Here is a 20736-nt window from a genome sequence, read left to right on the forward strand (position 1 = left end):
GCTGGTTATTTCGCGGTGTTTTCGTCGTCCACCGTCAGGCCACCGCTTTTCATGATGCTCTGGGCGATTTCCTCCGCGGACTTGCCGGCAAAGCCATGTTCCCCCGCTGTGATGCGGAAGCTGTCGCCCTCAAGGGGGCTTTGCAGCGTGGCGGACGACAGCAATACGCCGCCTGAACGCAGCTGGATGCGCTTGCCCACGCGGTCGCGGGTGAAGTCGGCCAGGGCCTGGCGGCTTTCGGGTTTCAGCTCGACGTCCACTGTCCGGGCGGAGGTTTGCGGGTCGGCGCCGGCGGTGGCCCGCGCCACCTGCAGCACGACCGTTTCCGCGTAGGCCGCGCAGGGCAGCAGCAGCGCAAGTGCGGCCGCGCGGGCGAGTTGTCTCATTGATGGCATGGCAAGCTCCTTCTGATGGACATCCTGGCCTGGCCCCATTTGAGGGCTCGGGCGGGTTCCTACATCCTAGCGCATGTATCGCGGGCTGATCTCTGGCGCAAATCTGACCAGCGCGAGCACGCAATGGGCGCTATGCTTCGCGGCGCAAGGTTCAGCGCGGCATCCGCCGTGCGATCCATACGAAGAGAGTCGAAACATGTCGAACATCACTGCCGGCGCGACGCCGCTTGCCGCGCTTTACCAACATGTGGTTCAGGAAGAGTTGGGCCTGGTCGCCCGGGTCGACGAAGAGGGCGATGTTCTGTTCCGCCATCCCGAACTGGGCACCCTGTATTTCAGCCTGACCGCCGATGATCCGGAGTTTCTGCGCCTGGTCTATCCGTCTTTTGTGGATGCGGCCGACATAGGCCTGGGCCGCGCCGAGCTGTTGGAGATCATCAATACGGTCAACAATCGCTGCAAGGCGGTGAAGCTGTACATCACGCAGGGTAGCGGAGACCCGGTGACGAACCGCGTTTCGGCTGCGATCGAGAGCTTTGTGGCGGCACCCGACGCGCTGCCCTCGGAGGCCTTGCTGCGCGGCATCGTCGCGCGTTGCCTGTCGGCGATCCGCCATAGCGCCGCCGAGACGCTGCGGGAAGCCGGCGTGCTGAAGCCGGCGGACGAAAGCGCGCACTGATATTGCGTAATGATCCCGGATCAAGACCGGGGCCCACGAAGGAGAGTCTCATGGCGGTGCGAGGAATTTGGTTTGCGGCCTGCTTGTCGTTGAGCGGCGTTGTCCATGCGGGATCTGCACCCGCCGAATTGAACTGCGTATCCGAAAGCGGCAAGGTCAAACTGGAAGGCGCGATCCCATCACCATCGTCCGAGGAAATGAAGCTGAAGCTGAGCTACGCGGACGGCAGCCTGACGTTCGACTCGGATGCGACCCAGGGTTTCGTGGTGGCGGACTTTCCGCAGTCCGTATTCACGCTGGTGATCGCGGCCCAGGGCCAGCCGCTCACGCTGTACGCAATGCCGTCCAGCCTGACGGTGAAGCGGGAAAGCAATGGCGACGCCGCCGGCAAGTTTCAGGCCAAGCTGATGGCGCCGCGGCCGCGCAGCGTGTCGGGCGTGCAGGCCGATACGCCGCTGAAGGCCACCCTCAACTGCGAGTACCGGTACTCGCTGTAAGGTTGGGCGACGCGTGGCTGGGAGTCTGTCCAGCCCCTTTCCCCAGAGGATTCGATCTCTGGAGAAAGGGGCTTTTTTCATGCGCAAAGCCTGAGGATGAGCGCCAATGCGCGCGTGCTGTGAACAGATTGATGCGCACGGATTGTTGCTATCGCGCCGCATTATGGTCTTTTGATCCTGCCAAATTCCACAAAATTGACAATTTTCTGAATAAAACCTGACTATTTGTTGAATGTAAAAATAAGAATGAATATCATTGGCACTCTTAAAAAACCAAGACCGCGCTGATAGCGCAGCCGCCGCGGGGCGGTTTCTGACAGAGTCCAATGAACAAAGCAGATACATCGACGGCCCATGCCAAGGCCGGTGGGAACACTTCGACCTCCATCTATGCAGCGGTGTGCGGCGCGCTGATGTCGCCGGGCCTGGCCCTGGCGCAGGGCAGCGTGGCGCCAGGCGCCGTGCACGAACTGTCGCCGGTGCACGTGCAGGGGCAAGCGGTCAGCGATGGCTACGAAGCCAACATCGCCTCGTCGCCCAAGATGACGGCGCCCCTGCTGGACACGCCGCGTTCGGTCACCGTGATCACCGAACAGCTGATGCGCGACCGCGCCGCGACTTCGCTCATGGATGTGTTGCGCACCGCCCCGGGCATTACCTTCGGCGCCGGCGAGGGCGGCACGCCCACCGGCGACCGGCCCTTCGTGCGCGGCTACGAAGCGAGTACCGACATGATGGTCGACGGCATGCGCGACCTGGGCCGTTTCGCGCACGAGACCTTCAACCTGGAGTCGGTCGAGATCCTGAAGGGGCCAAGTTCCGCATACTCCGGCCGCGGTTCGACCGGCGGCAGCATCAACCTGGTCAGCAAGAGCCCCAAGCTGGAGAACTTCGCGGAAGGCACCGTCGGCGTGGGCACCGACGACAACTGGCGCCTGACCGGCGACGGTAACTGGGCGCTGGGCGAAAGCTCGGCATTCCGCCTGAATTTCATGAAGCAGGGCGGCGACATCCCGGGCCGCGACCACGTCGAGACCGACCGCTGGGGCGTGGCGCCCTCGTTCTCGTGGGGGTTGGGCACGCCGACGCAAGTCACGCTCAGCTACTACCATCTGCAGAACGACGACACGCCCGACCTGGGCATTCCGTTCAAGAACGAGTCGCGCCCGGACCGCGTCACGCCGCCCAAGGTGGACCGCAACAACTACTACGGCCTGATCGGCCGCGACTACCGCAAGAACCAGGCTGACATGACCACCCTGATGGTCGAGCACAAGTTCAGCGACAAGCTGAAACTGCGCAACGGCACGCGCTATAGCGAGTCCACCAACGAATACGTGATGACGCGCCCGTCCTTCGACAATTGCGCGGCGCGCGTGGGCGGCAGGCCCAACCCCGCCTATGGCGTGGCGCCGTGCTCGAACGAGGCGGACGGCGTGAAGATGAGCAAGGCGCTGCGCAGCCTGAACCAGACCAACCGCTCCTTCATCAACCAGACCGACATGTTCGGCGAATTTACCGCCGGCGGCCTGCGGCACAGCTATGTGGCCGGCCTGGAGTTCAGCACCGAGACGATCAGCAAGCGCGACGGCGTGCCCTCGGGCGGCTTCGACAAGACCCTGCAGGACGACCTGTACAACCCCAATCCCCGCCAGCCGTATACCGGCAGCCTGCGCTGGGGGCCGCGCTACGACGCCGCCAAGACCATTACGCGCGCGGCCTACGTGTTCGACACGGTCAAGTTCAGCGAGCAATGGGAAGCCAACGCCGGCCTGCGCTATGACAACTACCGCGTGACCAGCGGCAACGTCGAGCGCACCGACAACATGTGGAACTACCAGCTGGGTCTGGTCTACAAGCCCGCGCCCAACGGCAGCATCTACGTGTCCTATGGCACCTCGTCCAACCCGTCCGGTGAAACGGCGGGCCAGTCCGGCGGCGCGGACGGCGCGGCAGGCGGCCGCCTGACCGCGGGCACCGCGGCGTTGGCGCCTGAAAAGAGCCGCAGCATCGAGCTGGGCACCAAGTGGGACGTGTTCGACGAGCGCCTGTCGCTGACGGCGGCGGTGTTCGAAACCCGCAAGACCGATGCCCGCAGCTCCGATCCCATCACGGGCGATGTGACGCTGTCCGGCAGCAACCGCGTGCGCGGCATCGAGCTGGGCGTGGCGGGATCCATCACGCCCAAGTGGCAGGTCTGGGGCGGCTACAGCTACATGGATCCCAAGGTCACCAGCTACCAGAGCGGCGGCACCGACTACAGCGGCAATCAGATGAAGTTCATTGCCCGCCAGAGCGCCAGCCTGTGGACCACCTACAAGTTCCTGCCGGAGCTGACGGTGGGCGCGGGCGCCACCTACACGGGCAAGCGCTATGTGGACGATGCCAACGTCTATCAGCTGCCGTCCTACTGGCGCTACGACGCGATGGCGGCCTATCAGTTCAACAAGAACTTCGGCCTGCAGCTGAACCTGAACAACCTGACCGACGAGACCATCTACGAGGCTTCGCACGTGGGCCTGTTCAGCTACGTGGCGCCCGGCCGTTCGGCGATGCTGACCGCCACGTTCCGCTACAACTGATGCGCATCACGCCAGCGCCGCAGCCGCGGCGCTGGCGTCGTGCATGCCGCCTTAGTCGATGCGCGCGCCGGAGATCTTGACGGCCTCGGCCCACTTCGCGATTTCCTGCCGCACAAAAGCCTGGAACTGTTCGGGCGTGGAAGGCGTGAATTCACTGCCGGAAGCGGCGAGCTTCTCCTTGGTCTTGGGATCGGCCATGACTTCGCGCATGTCCGCCGAGATCTTCTCCACCAGCGGCTTGGGCGTACCCTTGGGGGCGAAGAAGCCCGACCAGGGCGGAGCGGCGTAGCCGGGGAAGCCTTGTTCGGCCACCGTGGGATAGTCGGGCGCGCTGGCGAAGCGTCCCGCCGTGGTCAGCGCCACGATCTTCAGCTTGCCGCTCTTGGCATAGGCCTGCACCGCGGGCAGGCCGGTGACGCCTACCTGGATCTGGCCGCCCAGCAGGTCGGTCACCATCGGCGCGCTGCCGCGGTACGGAATGTGGGAAATCTCGAACTTGCCCTGGTTCTTGATCAGCTCCATGCCCAGGTGCGATGCCGTGCCGTTGCCGTCCGAGCCGTACGAATAGTGCGCATCGGGCTTTTTCAACAGCGCGATGAGTTCCTGGAGATTGTTGGCCGGCACATCGTTGTTGACGATGATGGCATTGGGATACAGCGTGGCTTGCGTGATGGCCTCGAAATCCTTGACCGGGTCATAGCGCATGTTCTTGTAGAGCGACGTATTGATGCCGTGCGAACCCGTCACGCCCAGCACCAGGGTGTAGCCGTCGGGCGCGGCGCGCGCCACGTATTCCGAACCGACGTTGCCGCCTGCGCCGGGCTTGTTTTCCACCACCACGGGTTGTCCCCACTTCTTGGACAGGCCTTCGGCCACCAGGCGAGCGGTGATGTCGGTGGCGCCGCCGGCCGGGAAGGGCACGACGATGGTGACCGCACGGTTGGGAAAGTTGTCCGTGCCCTGCGCAAAGACGGGGGCGGCGGCCAGCCCGAAGGCACCGGCAAGCAGCGCCAGCATGCTGCGGCGCAGGGCCGGACGCGCCGGGCGTCCGTGCGTTGCGGAGGTGGTGGTGATGTGCTTCATGGTTCTACCCCTTGCTGTGTGATGTAAGTCTTGTGTGAAGTCGATGGTGGCGGCCGGAGCTATAGCGCGGTGTAGCCGCCGTCCGCGCGTATGTCCGTGCCCGTGATGAACGAGGCGGCGTCGCTGATCAGGAAAACTGCGGTCTGTGCGATCTCCTCGGCCGTGCCGAGGCGTCCGGCTGGGTACTTGGCCGCCAAGGCGGCGCCGGCGGCCTGCGCGCTGCCATAGCGCGCGACCAGCCTGCTGGTCAGGACCGCGCCCGGCGACAGGCTCAAGGCGCGGATGCCATCGGCCGCGTGATCCACGGCGATGGCGCGAGCCAGCGCGATCAGACCGGCCTTGCTGGCGCCATACGCGCCACGGCCCGGCGCGGCCACGCTGCCCAGCTGCGAGGCGATGTTCAACACGACGCCGCCGCCCGCCTGCGCCATGTGGGGGATGGCGCACCTGCTCATCAGCCACGCGCCCGTCAGGTTCACGTCCAGCGCCTGGCGCCATTGCTCCAGCGTCAGGTCCGCGATCTTGTTGCCCGGCGTGACGGTGGCGGCGTTGTTCACCAGGGCGTGGATCGCGCCCCAATGCGTGGCCGTTTTTTCGACGGCTTCGCGCGTCGCTTGCGCGTCCGTCACGTCGCAGGCGATCGCCAGCGTCTGGGTGTCAGGTGCAGCGAGGGTCTGGCGGGTTTGCGCGAGCAGTTCCGCGTCGCGGTCCAGCAAGGCCACGCGGGCGCCGGCAAGCAGGCATTGCGCCGCGATCGCCTGGCCCAATCCACCGGCCGCGCCGGTCAGGATCACGACCTTGCCATGCAGCGTGGGTGCGTTCGCCTGCGTCATAGCGGCATCGCTCCCAGCGAGGCGCCGCCGCAGACGTAGAGCGTCTGCCCGGTGATGGCGCCTGCCTGCGCGCCCAGGAAGAAGGCAATGGCCGCGGCGACTTCGCCCGCGTCGATCAGGCGGCCCAGCGGCAGCTCCACCTGCGGCGGAGCGCCGCGCTTGGGATCGCGCAGCATGGGCGTGTCGACCGCGCCGGGCGCGACGACGTTGACGGTGATGCCGCGCACGATGAGTTCGGCGGCCAGGCTGCGCGCCAGGCCGATCTGGGCGGATTTGGTCGCGGCATAGGCCAGGCGCTGCGCGCGGCCCAGCACGGCGCGGCTGGACACCAGCACGATGCGGCCGCGGCTGTCCGGCAGTTGTGGCGCCAAGGCGCGGACCAGCGCCATGGGCGCCGCTCCGTGCAGTTGCCAAAGCCAGTCCGCGTCTTCCGGGCGCGTGTCCAGCGCGCCGCCGGTGCGCACGGCGCCGGCGCAATGCGCCAGCGCCGTCGGGGCGCAGCCGTCCAGCAGCGCGCATAGACCGCGCAAGGCGGCGGCGTCGGTCAGATCGCACACCAGATGGCGATACTGTCCATGGCCTTTGATGGCCGTCGGCGCGATGTCCACGCCCGTCACCTGCCAGCCGGACGCGAGCAGCAGTTCAGCCAGCGCCAGGCCGATGCCCGACGACGCGCCCGTCAGGACGCAATGCGCCTGCGCATTCCGCTCAGTCATGGCGATGCGCTCAGTCGGCCAGCGTCGTCAGGCGTTTTTCCATGGCGCGCATCTGCTCGTAGCCCATCAATTGCATGATGTCTTCGATGCCAACCAGCAGGTCGGGACGGTCGGCCGGCTCGCCGCTGGCGATCACGCCCTGCATCACCTGCAGCGCCTGGCGCATGCCGTAAATGGCGGCGGCCGGCAGCATGCGCGGCAGGCTGATGCGCTTGACGCCGATTTCCTTCAGGCGCGGCAGGGGAATCAGCGGCGTGGTGGGACGGTTGCGGATGCCGAATCCCATATTGATGCTGACCGGAATGCCGGCGGCGTCCACCAGGCGCTTGATGTCGTCCTCGGTGCGCACGGCGTCTGGGAACAGCATGTCGGCGCCGGCCTGAGCGTAGGCGCGGGCGCGCTTGACCGCGCCTTCGATGCCCTCGATCGCGAGCGAGTCGGTGCGGGCGATGATGACGAAGTCATCGTCGCGTCGCGCCAGGCAGGCGGCTTCGATCTTCTTGACCATTTCCGCTTCGCTCACCACGTCCTTGCCGGGCATGTGGCCGCAGCGCTTGGGGCTGACCTGGTCTTCGAGGTTGATGCCGGCGACGCCGGCTTCCTCGAACATCTGCACCGTGTGGTAGACGTTCACCGGGTTGCCGTAGCCGGTGTCGGCGTCAGCCGTGAGGGGAATGGAAACGGAGCGTGCCAGATGACGGCAGTGGGTGACGTTTTCCGACAGGCCCATCACGCCGATGTCGGCGATGCCCAGCAGTGCATTGGACACTGCCGCACCGCTGGTGCAGGCGGTCTTGAAACCCGCGGCCTCGACCAGGCGGATGCTGTATCCATCGTACACGCCGGGGGAGACGATGAAGGGTTCGTTCTTCAGCAATTGCCGGAACTGGTGGCGCGGGTTGTGCATGTCGTACTGCTCCAAAGAGTGTCAGGCAGCGGAGACGGGGTGCCCGGCGATGCCGGACGCCCCTTCCGCCAGATGTTCAAAAAGGTGTTGCGCCGCGCGTTCGATGTGCGAGCGCATGAGCGATTCCGCCAATTCGGCGTCGCGTGCGCGGATCGCGCGCAGGATCTGCCAATGTTCGGCATAGGCGTCGTCCTTGCGCTCCAGCACGGTGCCGGAGTGCCGGCGGTAGACGCGCAGCAGGTGATAGAGGTCGCCGCAAAGGGCGTTGATGATGCGGTTGTTGCCGCTGGCCCGCACGATGCGCTCATGGAAGTCGAAGACCCGCGGCGCGGGGGCGCCGCCATTGGCCGCTGCCAGGCGCCGCTGGCGGTCCTGTTCCAGCTCGGCCAGCAGCTGCGCGATTTCTTCGTCGCTCATGCGGCGGGTGGCCAGATTGCAGGCCACGCCTTCCAGTGCCATGCGCATCTGGAACAGTTCCAGCGCGGATTCCGCCGACAGCGTCACCACGCGCGCCTTGATGTAGGGCTCGCGCGTGATCAGCTGGATCCCTTGCAGGCGGCGCACGGCTTCACGCACCGGACCGCGGCTGACGCCGAATTCCTGCGCCAGCGCGACTTCATTGATGACGCTGCCCGGGGCCAGCCGGCCCTGGTAGATCGCGTCCAGCACCTGGTCGAAAACGACGTCGGCCAGCGGGCCGGAGGCGTCGTCCTTGATGGCGATGGAGGTCGTGGCGATGTTCATAGTGTTGACAGCCTATCAAAGGAATTTAAAAAGTGTCAACTCTTTTGGAGTTGGCTTGAGTGTGAAATCGATGCCAGATCGGCGGCATCGCCATGGATTTTTTGGCTATTTTACCGATGTTGTAAGGGGTTATCCCTAGGCCTCCGATGAGGCTCCATCTATTTACACTTCACTTGCGTAAGGCAAAAACTGTTTTTGATGGGTCTCTATCTGATTTTGAATAATGCGATAGTGTTGACACTATTCTTTCGTAAGCCGTAAGATGGCCTCAGTTGAGATTTTCCCGATTACCGCTGCCATGATCCAGTCTTTCTCCTGTTGCGGCAGGACGCTGCGCTACGCGGACCTGTCCGCCGCGGCCCAAGCCGCGGGGCGTGACATTCACGCATATCCCTATGTCATCCGCGTGCTGCTTGAGAACCTGCTGCGTCATCGCGCCTGGGGCGCCGCCGTGTCCGACGAAGAGATCGGCAGGCTCTGGGATTGGCGCGAGCATGCCGGCGCCGACCTGCCGCTGCACGTGGCGCGTGTGATCCTGCCGGATTCCAGCGGCCTGCCGGTGCTGCAGGATCTGGCGGCGTTGCGCGACGCGGTGGCCCAGGCGGGCGGGGACGCGGCGCGGGTGGACACCCGGATTCCCGTGGACCTGATCGTGGACCATTCCCTGCAGGTCGACCATTGGGGCGATGAGGGCGCGGTGCAGCGCAACCTGCGCCGCGAGTTCGAGCGCAACGACGAGCGCTACCGCTTCCTGAAATGGGCGCAACAGGCCTACAAGGGACTGCGGGTCATCACGCCGGGCATCGGCATCATCCATCAGGTCAACCTGGAGTACCTGGCGCCGGTGGTCGCGCGCCAGTCACGGCCGGACGGCGACTGGGCCTATCCCGATTTCGTCATCGGCGGCGACTCGCACACGCCGATGGTCAACGCCCTGGGCGTGTTGGGCTGGGGCGTAGGCGGCATCGACGCCGAGGCGGCCCTGCTGGGGCATGCCTATACGTTTCCGATCCCGGAGGTCGTGGGGGTGCGGCTGCGCGGCGCCATCGAGGCGCCCGCGCTCACCACCGACGCCGCCCTGCTGATCACGCAGCAGCTGCGCGCGGCGGGCGTGGTGGGCTGCATGGTCGAATTCTTCGGCCCTGCGGCACAGGCGCTCGGCGTGCCGGAACGCGCCACCATCGCCAACATGGCGCCCGAGTACGGCGCCACTTGCGGCTTTTTCCCGATAGACGCCCGCACGCTGGACTATGCCCGCATGACCGGACGCAGCGACGAGCAGCTGGCGCTGATCGAAGCCTATGCCCGCGCCAACAGCCTGTGGCGCGATGCCGGCGAGGTCGTACCCGTCTATAGCCGGGTGATAGAGATCGACCTGTCGGCCGCGCGTCCCAGCGTGGCGGGTCCGCGACGGCCGCAAGACCGCATGGACGTGGGCGAGGTCGCGGCGGACTTCCGCCACCGCCTGGGCCAGCCCCTGGCCGAGGGCGGATTCGGCGTGGACGCCGACGCGTTGGTCGCGTATCCGCCCAGCCGCGCTTCCCTGGGCCATGGCTCGGTGGCGCTGGCGGCCATCACCTCCTGCACCAATACGTCCAATCCAGGCGTGATGCTGGCCGCCGGCCTGGTCGCAAAAAAAGCGTTGGCGCTGGGCCTGACGCCGCCCGCCTGGGTGAAGCGTTCGCTGGCGCCGGGTTCGCGCGCGGTGACGCGCTACCTGGAATCCGCCGGCTTGCTGCAAGCCTTGCAGGCGCAAGGTTTCCACGTGATCGGCTACGGCTGCACCACTTGCGGCGGCAAGTCCGGTCCTTTGGAGACGACGGCGGCCGATGCCATCACCGAGGGCGGCCTGGTGGCGGCGGCCGTGCTGTCCGGCAACCGCAATTTCGAAGGCCGCATTCACAAGCTGCTGCGCGCCAACTACATTGGCTCTCCCGCCATGGTGGTGCTGTACGCGCTGGCCGGCAGGATAGACCTGGACTTCGAACGCGAACCGCTGGGGCCGGGCGCCGATGGCGCACCCATCTATCTGCGCGATGTCTGGCCCAGCCAGGAAGAGATCGCGGCCCTGCTGCCGCTGGCCGCGGATCCGGTCTTGTTCGCCGAGGTCTATGACCCGGCGAGCCTGGACAGCGCGATCTGGCGCGACCTGCCGGCACCCTCGGGGCTGCGCTTTCCCTGGGACCGGGAATCGCAATACCTGGTCGAGCCGCCATTCTTCAGGACCGAGCCCGGCCGCGATGCCCTGGCCGACCTGGAATCCAGCCTGACGCACGGCCGTGTGCTGGCCGCGTTCGGCGATTCGCTGACGACCGACCACATCTCGCCCAGCGGTGAGATCCCGACGGATACGCCGGCTGGCGCGTACCTGATCGGCAAGGGCGTGGCGCCGCGCGATTTCAATACCTATGTGGCGCGCCGCTGCAATCACCATGTGATGACCCGCGCCACCTTTGCCAACATCCGCATCAAGAATGCACTGGTACCGGACATGGAGGGCGGCGTGACCCGCCATTTCCCCAGCGGACAGCGCATGGCGGTGGTCGACGCGGCCGAGGCTTACCGCGCCGAGGGTGTGGCCAGCGTGATCCTGGGCGGCAAGGACTACGGCATGGGCAGCAGCCGCGACTGGGCCGCCAAGGGTTCGGCGCTGCTGGGCGTGCGCGCCGTGATCGCGGAATCGTTCGAACGTATCCACCGGGCGAATCTGGTGGGCATGGGGGTGTTGCCGCTGGCTTTCGCCCCGGGCGAGGGTTGGCGCCAGTTGGGCCTGACGGGGGCGGAAACCCTGCGTTTCGACAACGTGGCTAATGGTGTGCGCAAGGGCGAGCCCATCACCGTCGTCGCCGAAGACGGCGAGCGCCGCATCGTCTTCCAGGCCTATGCCCAGGTGCTCACTCGCGCCGAACGCAAACTCATGGCGGAGGGCGGCATCCCCGCCAGCGTCCTCAACGGATTCTTGAACGACACGCAGGCCGCGGACGCGGCCCATTGCTGAAAACACGCATCTATCGGGAAAAACCACATCATGCTGGATCTGCTACTTACCAACGCCAGACTGTACTTGCCTCAGCAGGGGCTGACCGAAGGCGTGCTCGGCGTCATCGACGGCCGGATTGCCATCATTGCCGAGCCGGGCGCGCAGTTCGAGTCCCGTGAGACCATAGATTGCCAGGGCTTGTGGGTACTGCCGGGACTGATCGATCCGCACGTGCATTTCGGCTTCGGCTCGCCAGAGACCGACTTCGAAACCGAGTCGCGCTTCGCCGCCCTGGGCGGCACAACCTCCGTGCTGTCGTTTCATCGCTCGGCGGATATCCGCGAATCCTTCGATAAGGTGCGCGATCGCGCCTTGTCGCAGAGCTGCGTGGATTTCGGCTTCCATTTCGGCATCACCAGCAATCTGCACGTGGAGACGCTGGAGGAAATCTCGCGCCGCTTCAGCGTCAATTCCTACAAGCTCTACATGATGTACAAGGGCGCCGCAGGGCTGTCCAAGGGCTTTACCGATATCGACGACGGTCTGCTGTATTCAGCGCTGCGCGCCACCGCGGCGATCCCGGGCGCGATCATGGGCGTGCATTGTGAAAACGTAGAAGTGATTCCGGTCCTGCGGGACCCGCTGCGCGCCGCCGGCCGCGACGACCTGAAGGCCTGGAACGAACAGAGCCCGGACTTCCTGGAAGCGGAGAACGTGCACCGCGTCTGCTACTTCGCATCCAAGACCGGCGCCGCGGTCAACATCGTGCACCTGAGCAGCCGCGAGGCGCTGGACGAGGCGCGGCGCCACCGCCGCACGCCCGACGCGCCGCCGATCTACGTCGAGACCTGCCCGCACTACCTGTTCCTGAATGACGAATCGCCCGCCGGGACTTATGCCAAGGTCAATCCGCCGGTGCGCGGCCAGGCCGATGTGGACGCGATGTGGGAGGGCGTGCTGGACGGTTCCATCACCACTATCGGCACCGACCACGTGCCGCGCAAGCGCGCCACCAAGGACACCGACATCTGGGCGGCCAGCAACGGTTTTCCCGGTACCGGCCTGATGCTGCCGATTTTGCTGCACGAGGGCTATCACCGCCGTGGCGTGCCGCTGGAAACGCTGATGAAGGTCGGCACGGAGAACTCCGCCCGCATCTATCGCATGCCGGCCAAGGGCAGCATCGAGATCGGCAAGGATGCCGACCTGGTGCTGGTGGATCCGGACCTGGAGCGCACCGTCGATCCCGCTGCGCTCGAATCCAATTCCGATTACTCGCCCTACGAGGGCATGACCCTGAAGGGTTGGCCCGTGCGCACGTTGGTGCGCGGGCGCACCGTGGCGCTGGACGGCCGCATTACCGACGCCGCGCGCAGCAATCCGGGCGGCCGCTATCTCAAGCGTCTTTGAACTGAACCTACTCTCTTTCTGGCAGGCATTACCATGAGCGAAACCAAGCGAATCTGGGACGATTTTCTGACCGAGCGCGACAAGCAGGTGCTGGCGCAGGCCGGCTATGGCAAGCGCGGCGGCTTCGGCAAACGTCCGGCCCTGTTCATCATCGACGTGCAGTACAACTTCTGCGGCGACACGCCCCAGGACATCCTGGAAGGACTGAAGCAGTACCGCACCCATTGCGGCCGCGAGGCCTGGGACGCGGTGGCGCACATCGTGCCGCTGCTGGAGCTGGCGCGCGACAAGAACATACCGGTCTTCTATACCGAAAGCGGCCGCCGCGCCGACCTGCTGGACAGCGGCGTGCAAGTGGGCAAGAACCATCGCGGCGGCGAGAAGACCGTGCTCGCCAATACCCACGCCACGCAGACCGTGGAGCCGCTGGCGCCGCGGCCGCAGGACATCCGCATCACCAAGCAGAAGCCGTCCTGCTTCTTCGGCACCATCTTCATGAGCCACCTGAACTTCCTGGACGTGGATACCCTCATCCTGGTGGGCTGCACGTCTTCGGGATGCCTGCGCGCCACCACGGTGGATGCCTATTCGTACAACTTCAAGGTCATCATTCCCGAAGAGGCTGCGTTCGACCGCTTCCAGGCCAGCCACGCGATGAGCCTGTTCGACCTGAACTGCAAGTACGCCGACGTGATTCCGTCGCGTGAAGTGCAGGACTATCTGCGCAACCTGCCCGCGCCCGCCGCGGAACAGGCCTGAGCTGCCCATGCCCACGACCGCCGGACCGTTGCCGGTCTACCTGCTGACGGGCTTCCTGGGCAGCGGCAAGACCACGCTGCTGTCGCGCCTGGTGCGCAGCCCGCGCTTTGCCGACACGGCGGTGGTCATCAACGAGTTTGGCGAGATCGGCCTGGACCACATGCTGGTGGGCCGCGCCGACGATACCGACGTGGTGCTGCTGGATTCCGGCTGCCTGTGCTGCGCGGCGACCAGTTCGCTGCAGGATACGCTGGAGTCGCTCTATTACCGGCGCCAGCGCGGCGAGATCCCTGCGTTTACGCGGGTGGTGGTGGAAACCTCGGGGCTGGCGGATCCCTGTCCGGTCATCAACACGCTGGCGGCGGATCCGCTCATTGCCCGCCACTACCGCTTCGGCGGCGTGGTGGCGACCGCGGACGCGCTGCATGGCCTGCCGACGCTGGACGCCTATCGCGAAGCCAGCACCCAGATCGCCATCGCCGACCGCATCGCGCTGACCAAGACCGATCTGGCCGATGAGGCCGCCGTGGGTGCACTGCGCGTTGCGCTGCGCGGCTACAACGCCAGCGCGCCCATTCGCCCCGTGTCGCCGGACACCGTGGATGAGGACGCGCCCGCGCTGTTCGACGGACTGCGCGCCGAGCATCTGGATGTTGCGGCGCTGCACGCGGCGCCAACCGCGGGGCCGCTGGCGCACGTGTTGCGCTACGGCATCGTGTCCTACGCCTTTACCCAGAGCCGGCCGGTGGGTTGGGAGGACTATGCGCGCTGGACCCGGCACGTGCAGCGCCAGGTCGGCGACCGGCTATTGCGTGCGAAGGGGCTCTTGCTCTGGACGGACGGGACCCTGCGGGCTGTCCACGGCGTGCGCCATGTCTTCTCGGTGCCCGAGCCTGTGGAAGGAGCGGATGGCGCGCAGCGGGCGGGCGCCATGGTCCTCATCGTGCAGGACATGTCGGCGGAAGACGTGGACGAGGCGATCCGGCCGCTGGGCTTGTGATGCCGCGCCGCTGGCGCGAAACGCCAGCATTCAGGGGCGCGCGCCGTGGCCCAGGTGCAGCGCCACCACTTCGGTATCCGCGCCGCTCAGGCCCGGATACCGCGTCCTGACCAGAGGATCGTGTCCTGGCACGATGTGGTCGGGCGATTCCGCGAATTTCAGCAGGATCTCGTAGCCCGCCAGCATGTCGGCCACGTTGTCGACGATGGGAAAGGGCGCATCGCGGCCCATGTTGTCGTAGTAGTGGCTGGCGTCGGAGGCCAGCACCATCCAGCCGCGCGCGGTGTGCACGCGCACCGCCTGCAGCCCGCGGGTGTGGCCGCCGATGTGCAGCAACTGCAGGCCGGGCGCGATCTCGTCGTGGCCGTGGTAGAAGGCCACGCGCTTGTCGTACACGCCCCGCACCACGTCCACCACGTCTTCCACCGCATAGGCGTGGCGCAGCATGTCAAAGCGCATATTGCAGCCGCAGGCGTAATGAAGCTCGCTTTCCTGCAGATGCAGACGGGCTTGCGGCAGCTTGCGGATGTTGCCGGCGTGGTCGTAGTGCAGATGCGTGACGATGACGTCGCGGATGTCGGCGGGCGCAATGCCAAGTTTCGCCAGCGCCTCTATTGGGCAGCGCAGGAACTCGCGGCCACGGGCGCGCGCAGCCTCTTCATTGAATCCCGTGTCGACCAGGTAGGCGCGCGCGCCGTCGCGGATTACCCAGACGAAATAGTCCATCGGCATGGGGCCGTCGTGCGGGTCGGGCGGCGTGATGAAGTTCTGGCTGCGCTGCCGCGCCACCGTGGCGTAGCGCAGGGCGTAGACCTCGTAGTTGGGCAGTGTCATGCGATGGCTCCGTGATTGCGCAGGCGGTCCAGCTCGGGCCGCAGATAGTCCATGAGGCGTTGCGGGTTCTCGACCATGGGGAAATGTCCCAGTTCCGGCATGGCCTGAAAGCGCGCGCCGGGAATCAGGGCCGCGACCCGGCGGGAATCCTCGGGGCTGGCCGAATAATCGTAGGCGCCAGTCAGCAGCGATATGCCGAAGGCATCGGCGTTGAGGCCGGCCAGGTGCTCGGCGGCGTTGAAATCTTCGCTGTAGAACCAGAGATCGTTGGCATAGACATTGAAGCCGCCCTGCGAGTAGATCCAGGCCGCGTCGCGCCGCGCTTGCAGGGTGGAAGCCGGCCCCATCAGGCCGCGCACGTAGGCGGGGTTGTGCGCCGCCTGGTTGACCTGGGGGTGGCACAGCATGGGGGTGCGCCGTCCAGCGGCCTTATAAGGAGCCTCCAGCGCGACCACGCCGGCCACGTCGGCGGGGCTGCTTGCCGCGACCACCAGCGCCATCGCCGCGCCCATCGAGCAGCCCAGCAGCGCCGCCGGCGCGCCCGCGATCTGGCGGATCACCGCCAGGCAGGTCTGCAGATAGGCGTCGCGCGTGAGACCTTCAGCGGTCCAGGCCTGGCCGGACAGGGGCATGCTGCGCCCGTGCCCGGGCATGTCGAAGGCGATCATGCGCCATTGCCGTCGCAGTTCGGGATCGGCCATCAGCGCATGGTACTGGCGGGAGTCCGCGCCCGCCGTGTGCAGCATCAGCAGTGGGGGGCCGGCGTCGAGGCCGCTGGTTTCATAGTAGAGAGAGGTCCGGGCCGGGCCGATATCGAGGGTGGCGTAGGCGCCGGAAATCGGGCTGCGGTCCAGCCATTCGGGAGTGGCGGCGAGCTGGCCGCGCAGGATCTCGAACAGCCGTTCCAGCGGGTGCAGGGCCTGGGCGACGGCCAGCGCGTCGCCGCTGACGCGCAGGCCTTGCGCCTGGCGGCGGGCCGCGGTGAAGGAGTGGTAGCCCGGGGGCGGGGTGTCGCTGAGCAGCTTGTGCCAGGTTTCGGGCGGCGCGCTGACGACAATGCATTGCGAGGGGGCGGCGGGCTGGCCGGCCCAGGCCGCGATTCTTTCATCGGGAGCGGGTCCTGCTTGCAGCCAGATGGCGCAGGGCAGGCCGCGCGCGGCCAGGATGAATTCGCTATCCTGCTGAGCCAGGGCTGCCCCGGCCTTTAGTTTCTGGACGATCGCCTTCACTGTCGGATGTCTCCTGTTGCTGGCGCTTGAGCACTTCGAGCGCGGTGCGTTCCGCGTTCACGATATGGCTCTGCGCCGCGCTTTGCGCGCCTTGCGGATCCCGAGCCCGGATGCGCTCGAAGATCAGGTCGATTTCGGCCATGCTTTCCGGCAGGCGGTCGGCGCGCGCGAACGAGGTGGCGCGCAGCAGATTGATGCGCGACAGCAGGCCCGGCAGCATGTCCTTGACCAGGTCGTTGTCGCAGCCGCTCAGCAGCACGTCGTAGAAGTCGCGCTTGGCCGCCAGCAGGGCCGCCTTGTTGCTGCCCTTGGCCTGGCGGTGCAGGGCGTCCACCGCCTTGCGCAGGCGTTCGACGTCGGCATCGCTTGCCAGCCTGGCGAATTCATGCGCGGCGTAGCCTTCCAGCAGGGCGCGCAGGGCATAGAGGTCGCGGGCCGCTTTTTCGGTGATGCGCACCACGGTGGGGCCGCGGTGCGGTTCGATGGAAATCAGGCGCTCGGCCTCCAGGGTGCGCAGCGCCTCGCGCAGCGTGCTGCGGCTGATGCCGAGCTGATCGCACAGTTCCTGTTCGCGCAGGCGTTCTCCGCCCTTGATCCGTCCGTCCATGATGGACGCGCGCAGGAATTCCTCCACGCGGGTGCGCAGGGTGCCGGGTTTTTCGAATACCGCGCCTGTCGGGCTGGCCATGGCTGTCTCTCGCTTAAGCTGGCGGCGGGCCGGCGCGCCGGCGCAGGCTCATGGCCGCGCCGCGGCGAACCGCCGTGTCTACGTAAAGACGCAATATATCCCGTCGGCGTGCCATGGCTACAAACCGAGGTAGGCCGCCCGCACGCGGCCGTCTTCCAGCAGTTCGGCGCTGGGGCCGGACAGCACCAGGGAACCCGACTGCAGCACGTACGCGTACTCGGCCACCGATAGCGCCAGGCGCGTGTTCTGCTCCACCAGCAAGATGGTCAGGCCGCTGCGGTGGATGTCTATCATGGCCTGGTGCATCTCCTCGACGATTTTGGGTGCCAGGCCGTGGCTGGGCTCGTCCAGCAGCAACAGCCGCGGCTCCAGCATCAAGGCGCGGCCGAAGGCCACCATCTGCTGCTCGCCGCCGGATAGCGTGCCGGCCTGCTGGCGGCGCCGTTCCCGCAACCGTGGAAACAGCGCGTAGATCCGCTCGCAGCCGCGCCTGACCGCCGCCATGTCGCGGCGGCGGGTGTAGCCGCCCAGGTACAGGTTTTCCTCGACCGTCATTTCCGGAAAGACGTGACGGCCTTCCGGCACGTGGGCGATGCCTAGCTCGGGGACGCGGTGCGGCGCCAGGCGCAGGATCTCCTGCCCGTCGAACCTGATGCTGCCGCCGACCTTGTCGAGCAGGCCGGAGATGCAGCGCAGCAGCGTGCTCTTGCCGGCCGTGTTGGCGCCGACCACCGCGACGAAGCCGCCCGCGGGCACGTCCAGCGTGATGTCGCGCAGCACCGGGCTGCGGTCGTAGGCGGCGGTCAGCCCCTGGATCTGCAACAGGCTCATGCCGGCACCTCCAACTGCTCCAGCGACTTGCCCAGGTAGACCTCGATCACCGTGGGATCGGCCGCGATCTGCGCCGGGCTGCCCTCGGCGATCTTCTGGCCGAACGACAGCACCAGGATCCGGTTGCACAGGCGCATGATGGCGCGCATATGGTGTTCCACCACGATGAAGGTGATGCCGGACTCGTCGCGCAGGGTGCGGATCAGGTCCAGCAGGGCGTCCATCTCGGATTCGTTCAGCGCCGCCATGACCTCGTCCAGCAGGAATACCTTGGGGTCGGTGCACAGCGCGCGCGCCAGTTCCACCCGCGCCTGCTCGGGAAACGACAGTTCGCCGGCGGGCTTGGCGGCGATGCCGGACAGGCCGACGCGGTCGAGATTGTCCAGCGCAAGCCGGCGCGCCCGGCCGACGTCGTGGCGCAGCAGCCCGCCGACCAGCACGTTGTCCAGCACCGTCATCTCGGGAAACAGCGCCACGTTCTGGAAGGTCTTGGTCATGCCCAGCGCCGCGATCTGGTGGGGCCGCAGGCCGCTGATGTCGCGCCCTTCCAGTTCGATGCTGCCGCCATTGCCGCGGTACAGCCCGACCAGCAGGTTGAACAGGGTGGTCTTGCCGGCGCCATTGGGGCCGATGAGGCCCAGGATGTCGCCGCGGGCCACGGTGAACGACACGTCGTCCACGGCTTTCAGGCCGCCGAAGCGGCGCTGGATGCGTGAGACCTTGAGGATGTCAGGCATGCTGGCCTCGCGTCAGGTTGCGCAGCCGGGTCCACAGCGCCGACAGGCCGCGCGGCTCGATCAGGATGATGGCGATCAGGATCAGCCCGAAGGCCAGCTGCGATACGCCCGCGGTGTGGCCCGACAGCCAGTCGTTGAACGTCTCTTCCAGCGGGATGATGACCAGCGCGCCGATCAGCGGGCCGGCTACCGTGCCCACGCCGCCGATGATGCAGATCAGCGCCACGCGCACCGAGATGCCGACCAGCGAGAAGACCGTGTCCGGGTCGAAGAAGTAGATGAACTGCGCGTACAGCGTGCCGCAGGCGCCCATCAGCGCGGCCGAGATGACGGCGGCAAGGATGCGGGTGCGGGCGGTGTCGACGCCGATGACTTCGGCGGCCTGCGGGTTGGCCTTGACCGCGCGCAGGCGGTAGCCGAGGCGCGAATGGCTGATCAGCGCGAACACGATCGAGGTAATCACCGCGGCCGCCAGCATCAGGTAGTAGTAGGGGATGCTGGACTTGAACTGCATCTGGGCCAGTCCTTCCGAGAACGGGATGGACACGCCGACCGGCCCGCCCGTTACGGAGGCCCAGGTGTTGGCGATGGCGCGCAGCACTTCGCCGAAGGCCAGCGTGGCCAGCGCGAAGTAATGTCCGCGCAGCCGCATGGTGGGCAGGCTGAGCAGCGCGCCCGCGGCCGCGGCCACCGCCATGGCGGCGACGATGCCCAGCCAGGGCGAGATCCCGTAGCGCATGAGCAGCAGGGTCGAGGTGTAGGCGCCTAGTCCGAAGAAGGCCGCATGGCCCAGCGAGATCTGGTTGGCCAGGCCGCCCACGATGTTCCAGGACTGGCCCATGGCGGCAAACAGCAGCACCAGCGTCAGCACGCGGATACCGTAGCCCTGGTCTTCCATCAGCCACGGCACGATCAGGGCGGCCGCCAGCGGCAGCGCCCACAGCAGGAGTTGTCGGTTCTTGGTCATCAGCCCGCCCTTTTCAGAAGACCTTCCGGGCGCACGGCCAGCACCAGGATGAAGATGGCGAACAGCGCCAGGTTTTGCAGCTGCATCGGCAGCACCAGCGACGACAGCGACTGGATCACGCCGACCGCCACGCCGCCCACCACCGCGCCTATCACGCTGCCCAGCCCGCCCAGCACCACCGCCGTGAACATCAGCACGCTGAACTGCGCGCCGACGGTGGTCGAGGCGGTCAAGTAGGGCAGGATGATGCCGCCGCCCAGCGCCGTCATGCCCACGCCCAGCCCGAAAGCCAGTTGGTGCACGCGGTGCGTGGAGATGCCCGACAGCCTGGCGGCCATGGGATCCTGGGCGGTGGCGCGCACCGCCATGCCCCACCAGGTTTTCTTCAGCACCCACCACAGGGCCAGGCCCGCCACCGACGCGACCGCGAAGGCCAGCAGATAGGGCGCGCTGAGCAGGATGGGGCCCACGGCCAGCGCGGTCATCTGGTAGGGCGTCTGTACCGAGCGGAACTCGGATCCGAACAGGATCAGCGCCAGGTTCTCCATGACGATGAGCAGGCCCACCGTCAGGAAGATCTGCGCGACCGCCGGCGCCTTCAGTACCCGGTTGATCAGGTACTTCTGCGTCAGCACGCCCAGCGCAAAGGCCACCGCGAACGACAGCAGCGACCCCAGCAGCGGGTCCAGGCCGAGCAGCTTCCAGGCGAAGTACGCCACGAACATGCCCACCATCAGGAATTCGGCCTGGGCGAAGTTGACGATGGACACCACGCCGAAGACGAGCGTGAGTCCGATGGAGATGACCGCGTAGACCCCGCCCAACAGAATGCCGTCCACCAGTGCCTGCAGGAATTGCATGACCG

General features: G+C 66.6%; 20 protein-coding genes. 7 read left to right on the top strand and 13 right to left on the bottom strand.

Annotated elements, in window-relative coordinates:
- Positions 1-5: 5 nt before the first annotated feature.
- Positions 6-395, bottom strand: coding sequence for a SecDF P1 head subdomain-containing protein (locus tag ACM1PE_RS31640; RefSeq protein WP_059378115.1), 390 nt, complete (start codon positions 393-395; stop codon positions 6-8).
- Positions 396-591: 196 nt separating this feature from the next.
- On the opposite strand from ACM1PE_RS31640, the gene ACM1PE_RS31645 reads away from it, so the two are divergent.
- The 3 genes from ACM1PE_RS31645 (at position 592) to ACM1PE_RS31655 (ending at position 4153) form a co-directional block, all read left to right on the top strand.
- The gene (locus tag ACM1PE_RS31645; RefSeq protein ID WP_059378114.1) at positions 592-1074 is read left to right on the top strand and encodes a hypothetical protein; all 483 of its coding nucleotides are present in this window, start codon (positions 592-594) and stop codon (positions 1072-1074) included.
- Between the two features lie 128 nt (positions 1075-1202).
- Complete coding sequence (locus tag ACM1PE_RS31650) at positions 1203-1571, top strand: hypothetical protein (RefSeq protein WP_223283298.1); 369 nt, start codon at positions 1203-1205, stop codon at positions 1569-1571.
- Positions 1572-1897: 326 nt separating this feature from the next.
- Positions 1898-4153 carry a TonB-dependent receptor gene (locus ACM1PE_RS31655; RefSeq protein ID WP_419342111.1) on the top strand — a complete coding sequence of 752 codons (2256 nt, stop codon included), beginning with the start codon at positions 1898-1900 and terminating at the stop codon, positions 4151-4153.
- Positions 4154-4204: 51 nt separating this feature from the next.
- Here ACM1PE_RS31655 and ACM1PE_RS31660 read toward each other — a convergent pair whose 3' ends face one another.
- Genes ACM1PE_RS31660 through ACM1PE_RS31680 form a run of 5 tightly spaced genes read right to left on the bottom strand, consistent with a single transcriptional unit; the run spans position 4205 to position 8436 of the window.
- Positions 4205-5236, bottom strand: a complete 1032-nt coding sequence (locus tag ACM1PE_RS31660) for a Bug family tripartite tricarboxylate transporter substrate binding protein (protein ID WP_306634416.1) — start codon at positions 5234-5236, stop codon at positions 4205-4207.
- 59 nt (positions 5237-5295) lie between these two features.
- Positions 5296-6069, bottom strand: coding sequence for an SDR family NAD(P)-dependent oxidoreductase (locus ACM1PE_RS31665; RefSeq protein WP_280015722.1), 774 nt, complete (start codon positions 6067-6069; stop codon positions 5296-5298).
- Positions 6066-6785, bottom strand: a complete 720-nt coding sequence (locus ACM1PE_RS31670; protein ID WP_419342112.1) for an SDR family NAD(P)-dependent oxidoreductase — start codon at positions 6783-6785, stop codon at positions 6066-6068. Before ACM1PE_RS31670 ends, ACM1PE_RS31665 begins: the two co-directional genes overlap by 4 nt.
- 10 nt (positions 6786-6795) lie before the next feature.
- A complete protein-coding gene (locus tag ACM1PE_RS31675) occupies positions 6796-7692 on the bottom strand; it encodes an isocitrate lyase/PEP mutase family protein (protein ID WP_059378107.1) in 897 nt (298 codons plus the stop codon).
- Between the two features lie 21 nt (positions 7693-7713).
- The gene (locus ACM1PE_RS31680; protein ID WP_059378105.1) at positions 7714-8436 is read right to left on the bottom strand and encodes a GntR family transcriptional regulator; all 723 of its coding nucleotides are present in this window, start codon (positions 8434-8436) and stop codon (positions 7714-7716) included.
- 298 nt (positions 8437-8734) lie between these two features.
- Between ACM1PE_RS31680 and acnA the strand changes: the two genes are divergently transcribed.
- Genes acnA through ACM1PE_RS31700 form a run of 4 tightly spaced genes read left to right on the top strand, consistent with a single transcriptional unit; the run spans position 8735 to position 14585 of the window.
- Positions 8735-11434: an aconitate hydratase AcnA gene (gene acnA, locus ACM1PE_RS31685; RefSeq protein ID WP_419342114.1), complete on the top strand. Its 2700-nt coding sequence runs from the start codon at positions 8735-8737 to the stop codon at positions 11432-11434.
- A 30-nt stretch (positions 11435-11464) separates the two neighbouring features.
- On the top strand, positions 11465-12826 hold the full coding sequence (locus ACM1PE_RS31690; RefSeq protein ID WP_419342115.1) for a dihydroorotase: 1362 nt from the start codon (positions 11465-11467) through the stop codon (positions 12824-12826).
- Positions 12827-12859: 33 nt separating this feature from the next.
- The gene (locus ACM1PE_RS31695) at positions 12860-13585 is read left to right on the top strand and encodes an isochorismatase family protein (RefSeq protein ID WP_059378098.1); all 726 of its coding nucleotides are present in this window, start codon (positions 12860-12862) and stop codon (positions 13583-13585) included.
- 7 nt (positions 13586-13592) lie between these two features.
- Positions 13593-14585, top strand: coding sequence for a CobW family GTP-binding protein (locus tag ACM1PE_RS31700; RefSeq protein WP_419342116.1), 993 nt, complete (start codon positions 13593-13595; stop codon positions 14583-14585).
- 30 nt (positions 14586-14615) lie between these two features.
- On the opposite strand, the gene ACM1PE_RS31705 is transcribed toward ACM1PE_RS31700, so the two are convergent.
- From ACM1PE_RS31705 to ACM1PE_RS31735, 7 genes are all read right to left on the bottom strand, one after another.
- Positions 14616-15419 (bottom strand): N-acyl homoserine lactonase family protein, encoded by an 804-nt coding sequence (locus ACM1PE_RS31705; RefSeq protein WP_059378094.1) that lies wholly within the window; start codon positions 15417-15419, stop codon positions 14616-14618.
- Entirely contained in the window at positions 15416-16648 is a 1233-nt protein-coding gene (locus tag ACM1PE_RS31710; RefSeq protein ID WP_419342117.1) for an alpha/beta fold hydrolase, read from the bottom strand. Before ACM1PE_RS31710 ends, ACM1PE_RS31705 begins: the two co-directional genes overlap by 4 nt.
- Positions 16593-17336, bottom strand: coding sequence for a GntR family transcriptional regulator (locus tag ACM1PE_RS31715; RefSeq protein WP_059378088.1), 744 nt, complete (start codon positions 17334-17336; stop codon positions 16593-16595). The genes ACM1PE_RS31710 and ACM1PE_RS31715 overlap by 56 nt, the downstream gene beginning before the upstream one ends.
- A 117-nt stretch (positions 17337-17453) precedes the next feature.
- Positions 17454-18167: an ABC transporter ATP-binding protein gene (locus ACM1PE_RS31720; RefSeq protein ID WP_251878103.1), complete on the bottom strand. Its 714-nt coding sequence runs from the start codon at positions 18165-18167 to the stop codon at positions 17454-17456.
- Complete coding sequence (locus ACM1PE_RS31725) at positions 18164-18904, bottom strand: ABC transporter ATP-binding protein (RefSeq protein ID WP_280015730.1); 741 nt, start codon at positions 18902-18904, stop codon at positions 18164-18166. Before ACM1PE_RS31725 ends, ACM1PE_RS31720 begins: the two co-directional genes overlap by 4 nt.
- Positions 18897-19871: a branched-chain amino acid ABC transporter permease gene (locus ACM1PE_RS31730; protein ID WP_118931650.1), complete on the bottom strand. Its 975-nt coding sequence runs from the start codon at positions 19869-19871 to the stop codon at positions 18897-18899. Before ACM1PE_RS31730 ends, ACM1PE_RS31725 begins: the two co-directional genes overlap by 8 nt.
- Entirely contained in the window at positions 19871-20731 is an 861-nt protein-coding gene (locus tag ACM1PE_RS31735) for a branched-chain amino acid ABC transporter permease (RefSeq protein WP_059378080.1), read from the bottom strand. Before ACM1PE_RS31735 ends, ACM1PE_RS31730 begins: the two co-directional genes overlap by 1 nt.
- Positions 20732-20736 lie beyond the last annotated feature (5 nt).

The organism is Achromobacter sp. PD1 (genome assembly GCF_048541815.1).
In the GTDB taxonomy this organism is placed as follows: domain Bacteria; phylum Pseudomonadota; class Gammaproteobacteria; order Burkholderiales; family Burkholderiaceae_B; genus Achromobacter; species Achromobacter bronchisepticus_A.

What these genes read in the sequence shown, in the direction of transcription:
- ACM1PE_RS31640 (WP_059378115.1), bottom strand. Translation starts at nt 395, where the DNA reads ATGCCATCAATGAGACAACTCGCCCGCGCGGCCGCACTTGCGCTGCTG.
- ACM1PE_RS31645 (WP_059378114.1), top strand. Translation starts at nt 592, where the DNA reads ATGTCGAACATCACTGCCGGCGCGACGCCGCTTGCCGCGCTTTACCAA.
- ACM1PE_RS31655 (WP_419342111.1), top strand. Translation starts at nt 1,898, where the DNA reads ATGAACAAAGCAGATACATCGACGGCCCATGCCAAGGCCGGTGGGAAC.
- ACM1PE_RS31660 (WP_306634416.1), bottom strand. Translation starts at nt 5,236, where the DNA reads ATGAAGCACATCACCACCACCTCCGCAACGCACGGACGCCCGGCGCGT.
- ACM1PE_RS31665 (WP_280015722.1), bottom strand. Translation starts at nt 6,069, where the DNA reads ATGACGCAGGCGAACGCACCCACGCTGCATGGCAAGGTCGTGATCCTG.
- ACM1PE_RS31670 (WP_419342112.1), bottom strand. Translation starts at nt 6,785, where the DNA reads ATGACTGAGCGGAATGCGCAGGCGCATTGCGTCCTGACGGGCGCGTCG.
- ACM1PE_RS31675 (WP_059378107.1), bottom strand. Translation starts at nt 7,692, where the DNA reads ATGCACAACCCGCGCCACCAGTTCCGGCAATTGCTGAAGAACGAACCC.
- ACM1PE_RS31680 (WP_059378105.1), bottom strand. Translation starts at nt 8,436, where the DNA reads ATGAACATCGCCACGACCTCCATCGCCATCAAGGACGACGCCTCCGGC.
- acnA (WP_419342114.1), top strand. Translation starts at nt 8,735, where the DNA reads ATGATCCAGTCTTTCTCCTGTTGCGGCAGGACGCTGCGCTACGCGGAC.
- ACM1PE_RS31690 (WP_419342115.1), top strand. Translation starts at nt 11,465, where the DNA reads ATGCTGGATCTGCTACTTACCAACGCCAGACTGTACTTGCCTCAGCAG.
- ACM1PE_RS31695 (WP_059378098.1), top strand. Translation starts at nt 12,860, where the DNA reads ATGAGCGAAACCAAGCGAATCTGGGACGATTTTCTGACCGAGCGCGAC.
- ACM1PE_RS31700 (WP_419342116.1), top strand. Translation starts at nt 13,593, where the DNA reads ATGCCCACGACCGCCGGACCGTTGCCGGTCTACCTGCTGACGGGCTTC.
- ACM1PE_RS31705 (WP_059378094.1), bottom strand. Translation starts at nt 15,419, where the DNA reads ATGACACTGCCCAACTACGAGGTCTACGCCCTGCGCTACGCCACGGTG.
- ACM1PE_RS31715 (WP_059378088.1), bottom strand. Translation starts at nt 17,336, where the DNA reads ATGGCCAGCCCGACAGGCGCGGTATTCGAAAAACCCGGCACCCTGCGC.
- ACM1PE_RS31720 (WP_251878103.1), bottom strand. Translation starts at nt 18,167, where the DNA reads ATGAGCCTGTTGCAGATCCAGGGGCTGACCGCCGCCTACGACCGCAGC.
- ACM1PE_RS31725 (WP_280015730.1), bottom strand. Translation starts at nt 18,904, where the DNA reads ATGCCTGACATCCTCAAGGTCTCACGCATCCAGCGCCGCTTCGGCGGC.
- ACM1PE_RS31730 (WP_118931650.1), bottom strand. Translation starts at nt 19,871, where the DNA reads ATGACCAAGAACCGACAACTCCTGCTGTGGGCGCTGCCGCTGGCGGCC.
- ACM1PE_RS31735 (WP_059378080.1), bottom strand. Translation starts at nt 20,731, where the DNA reads ATGCAATTCCTGCAGGCACTGGTGGACGGCATTCTGTTGGGCGGGGTC.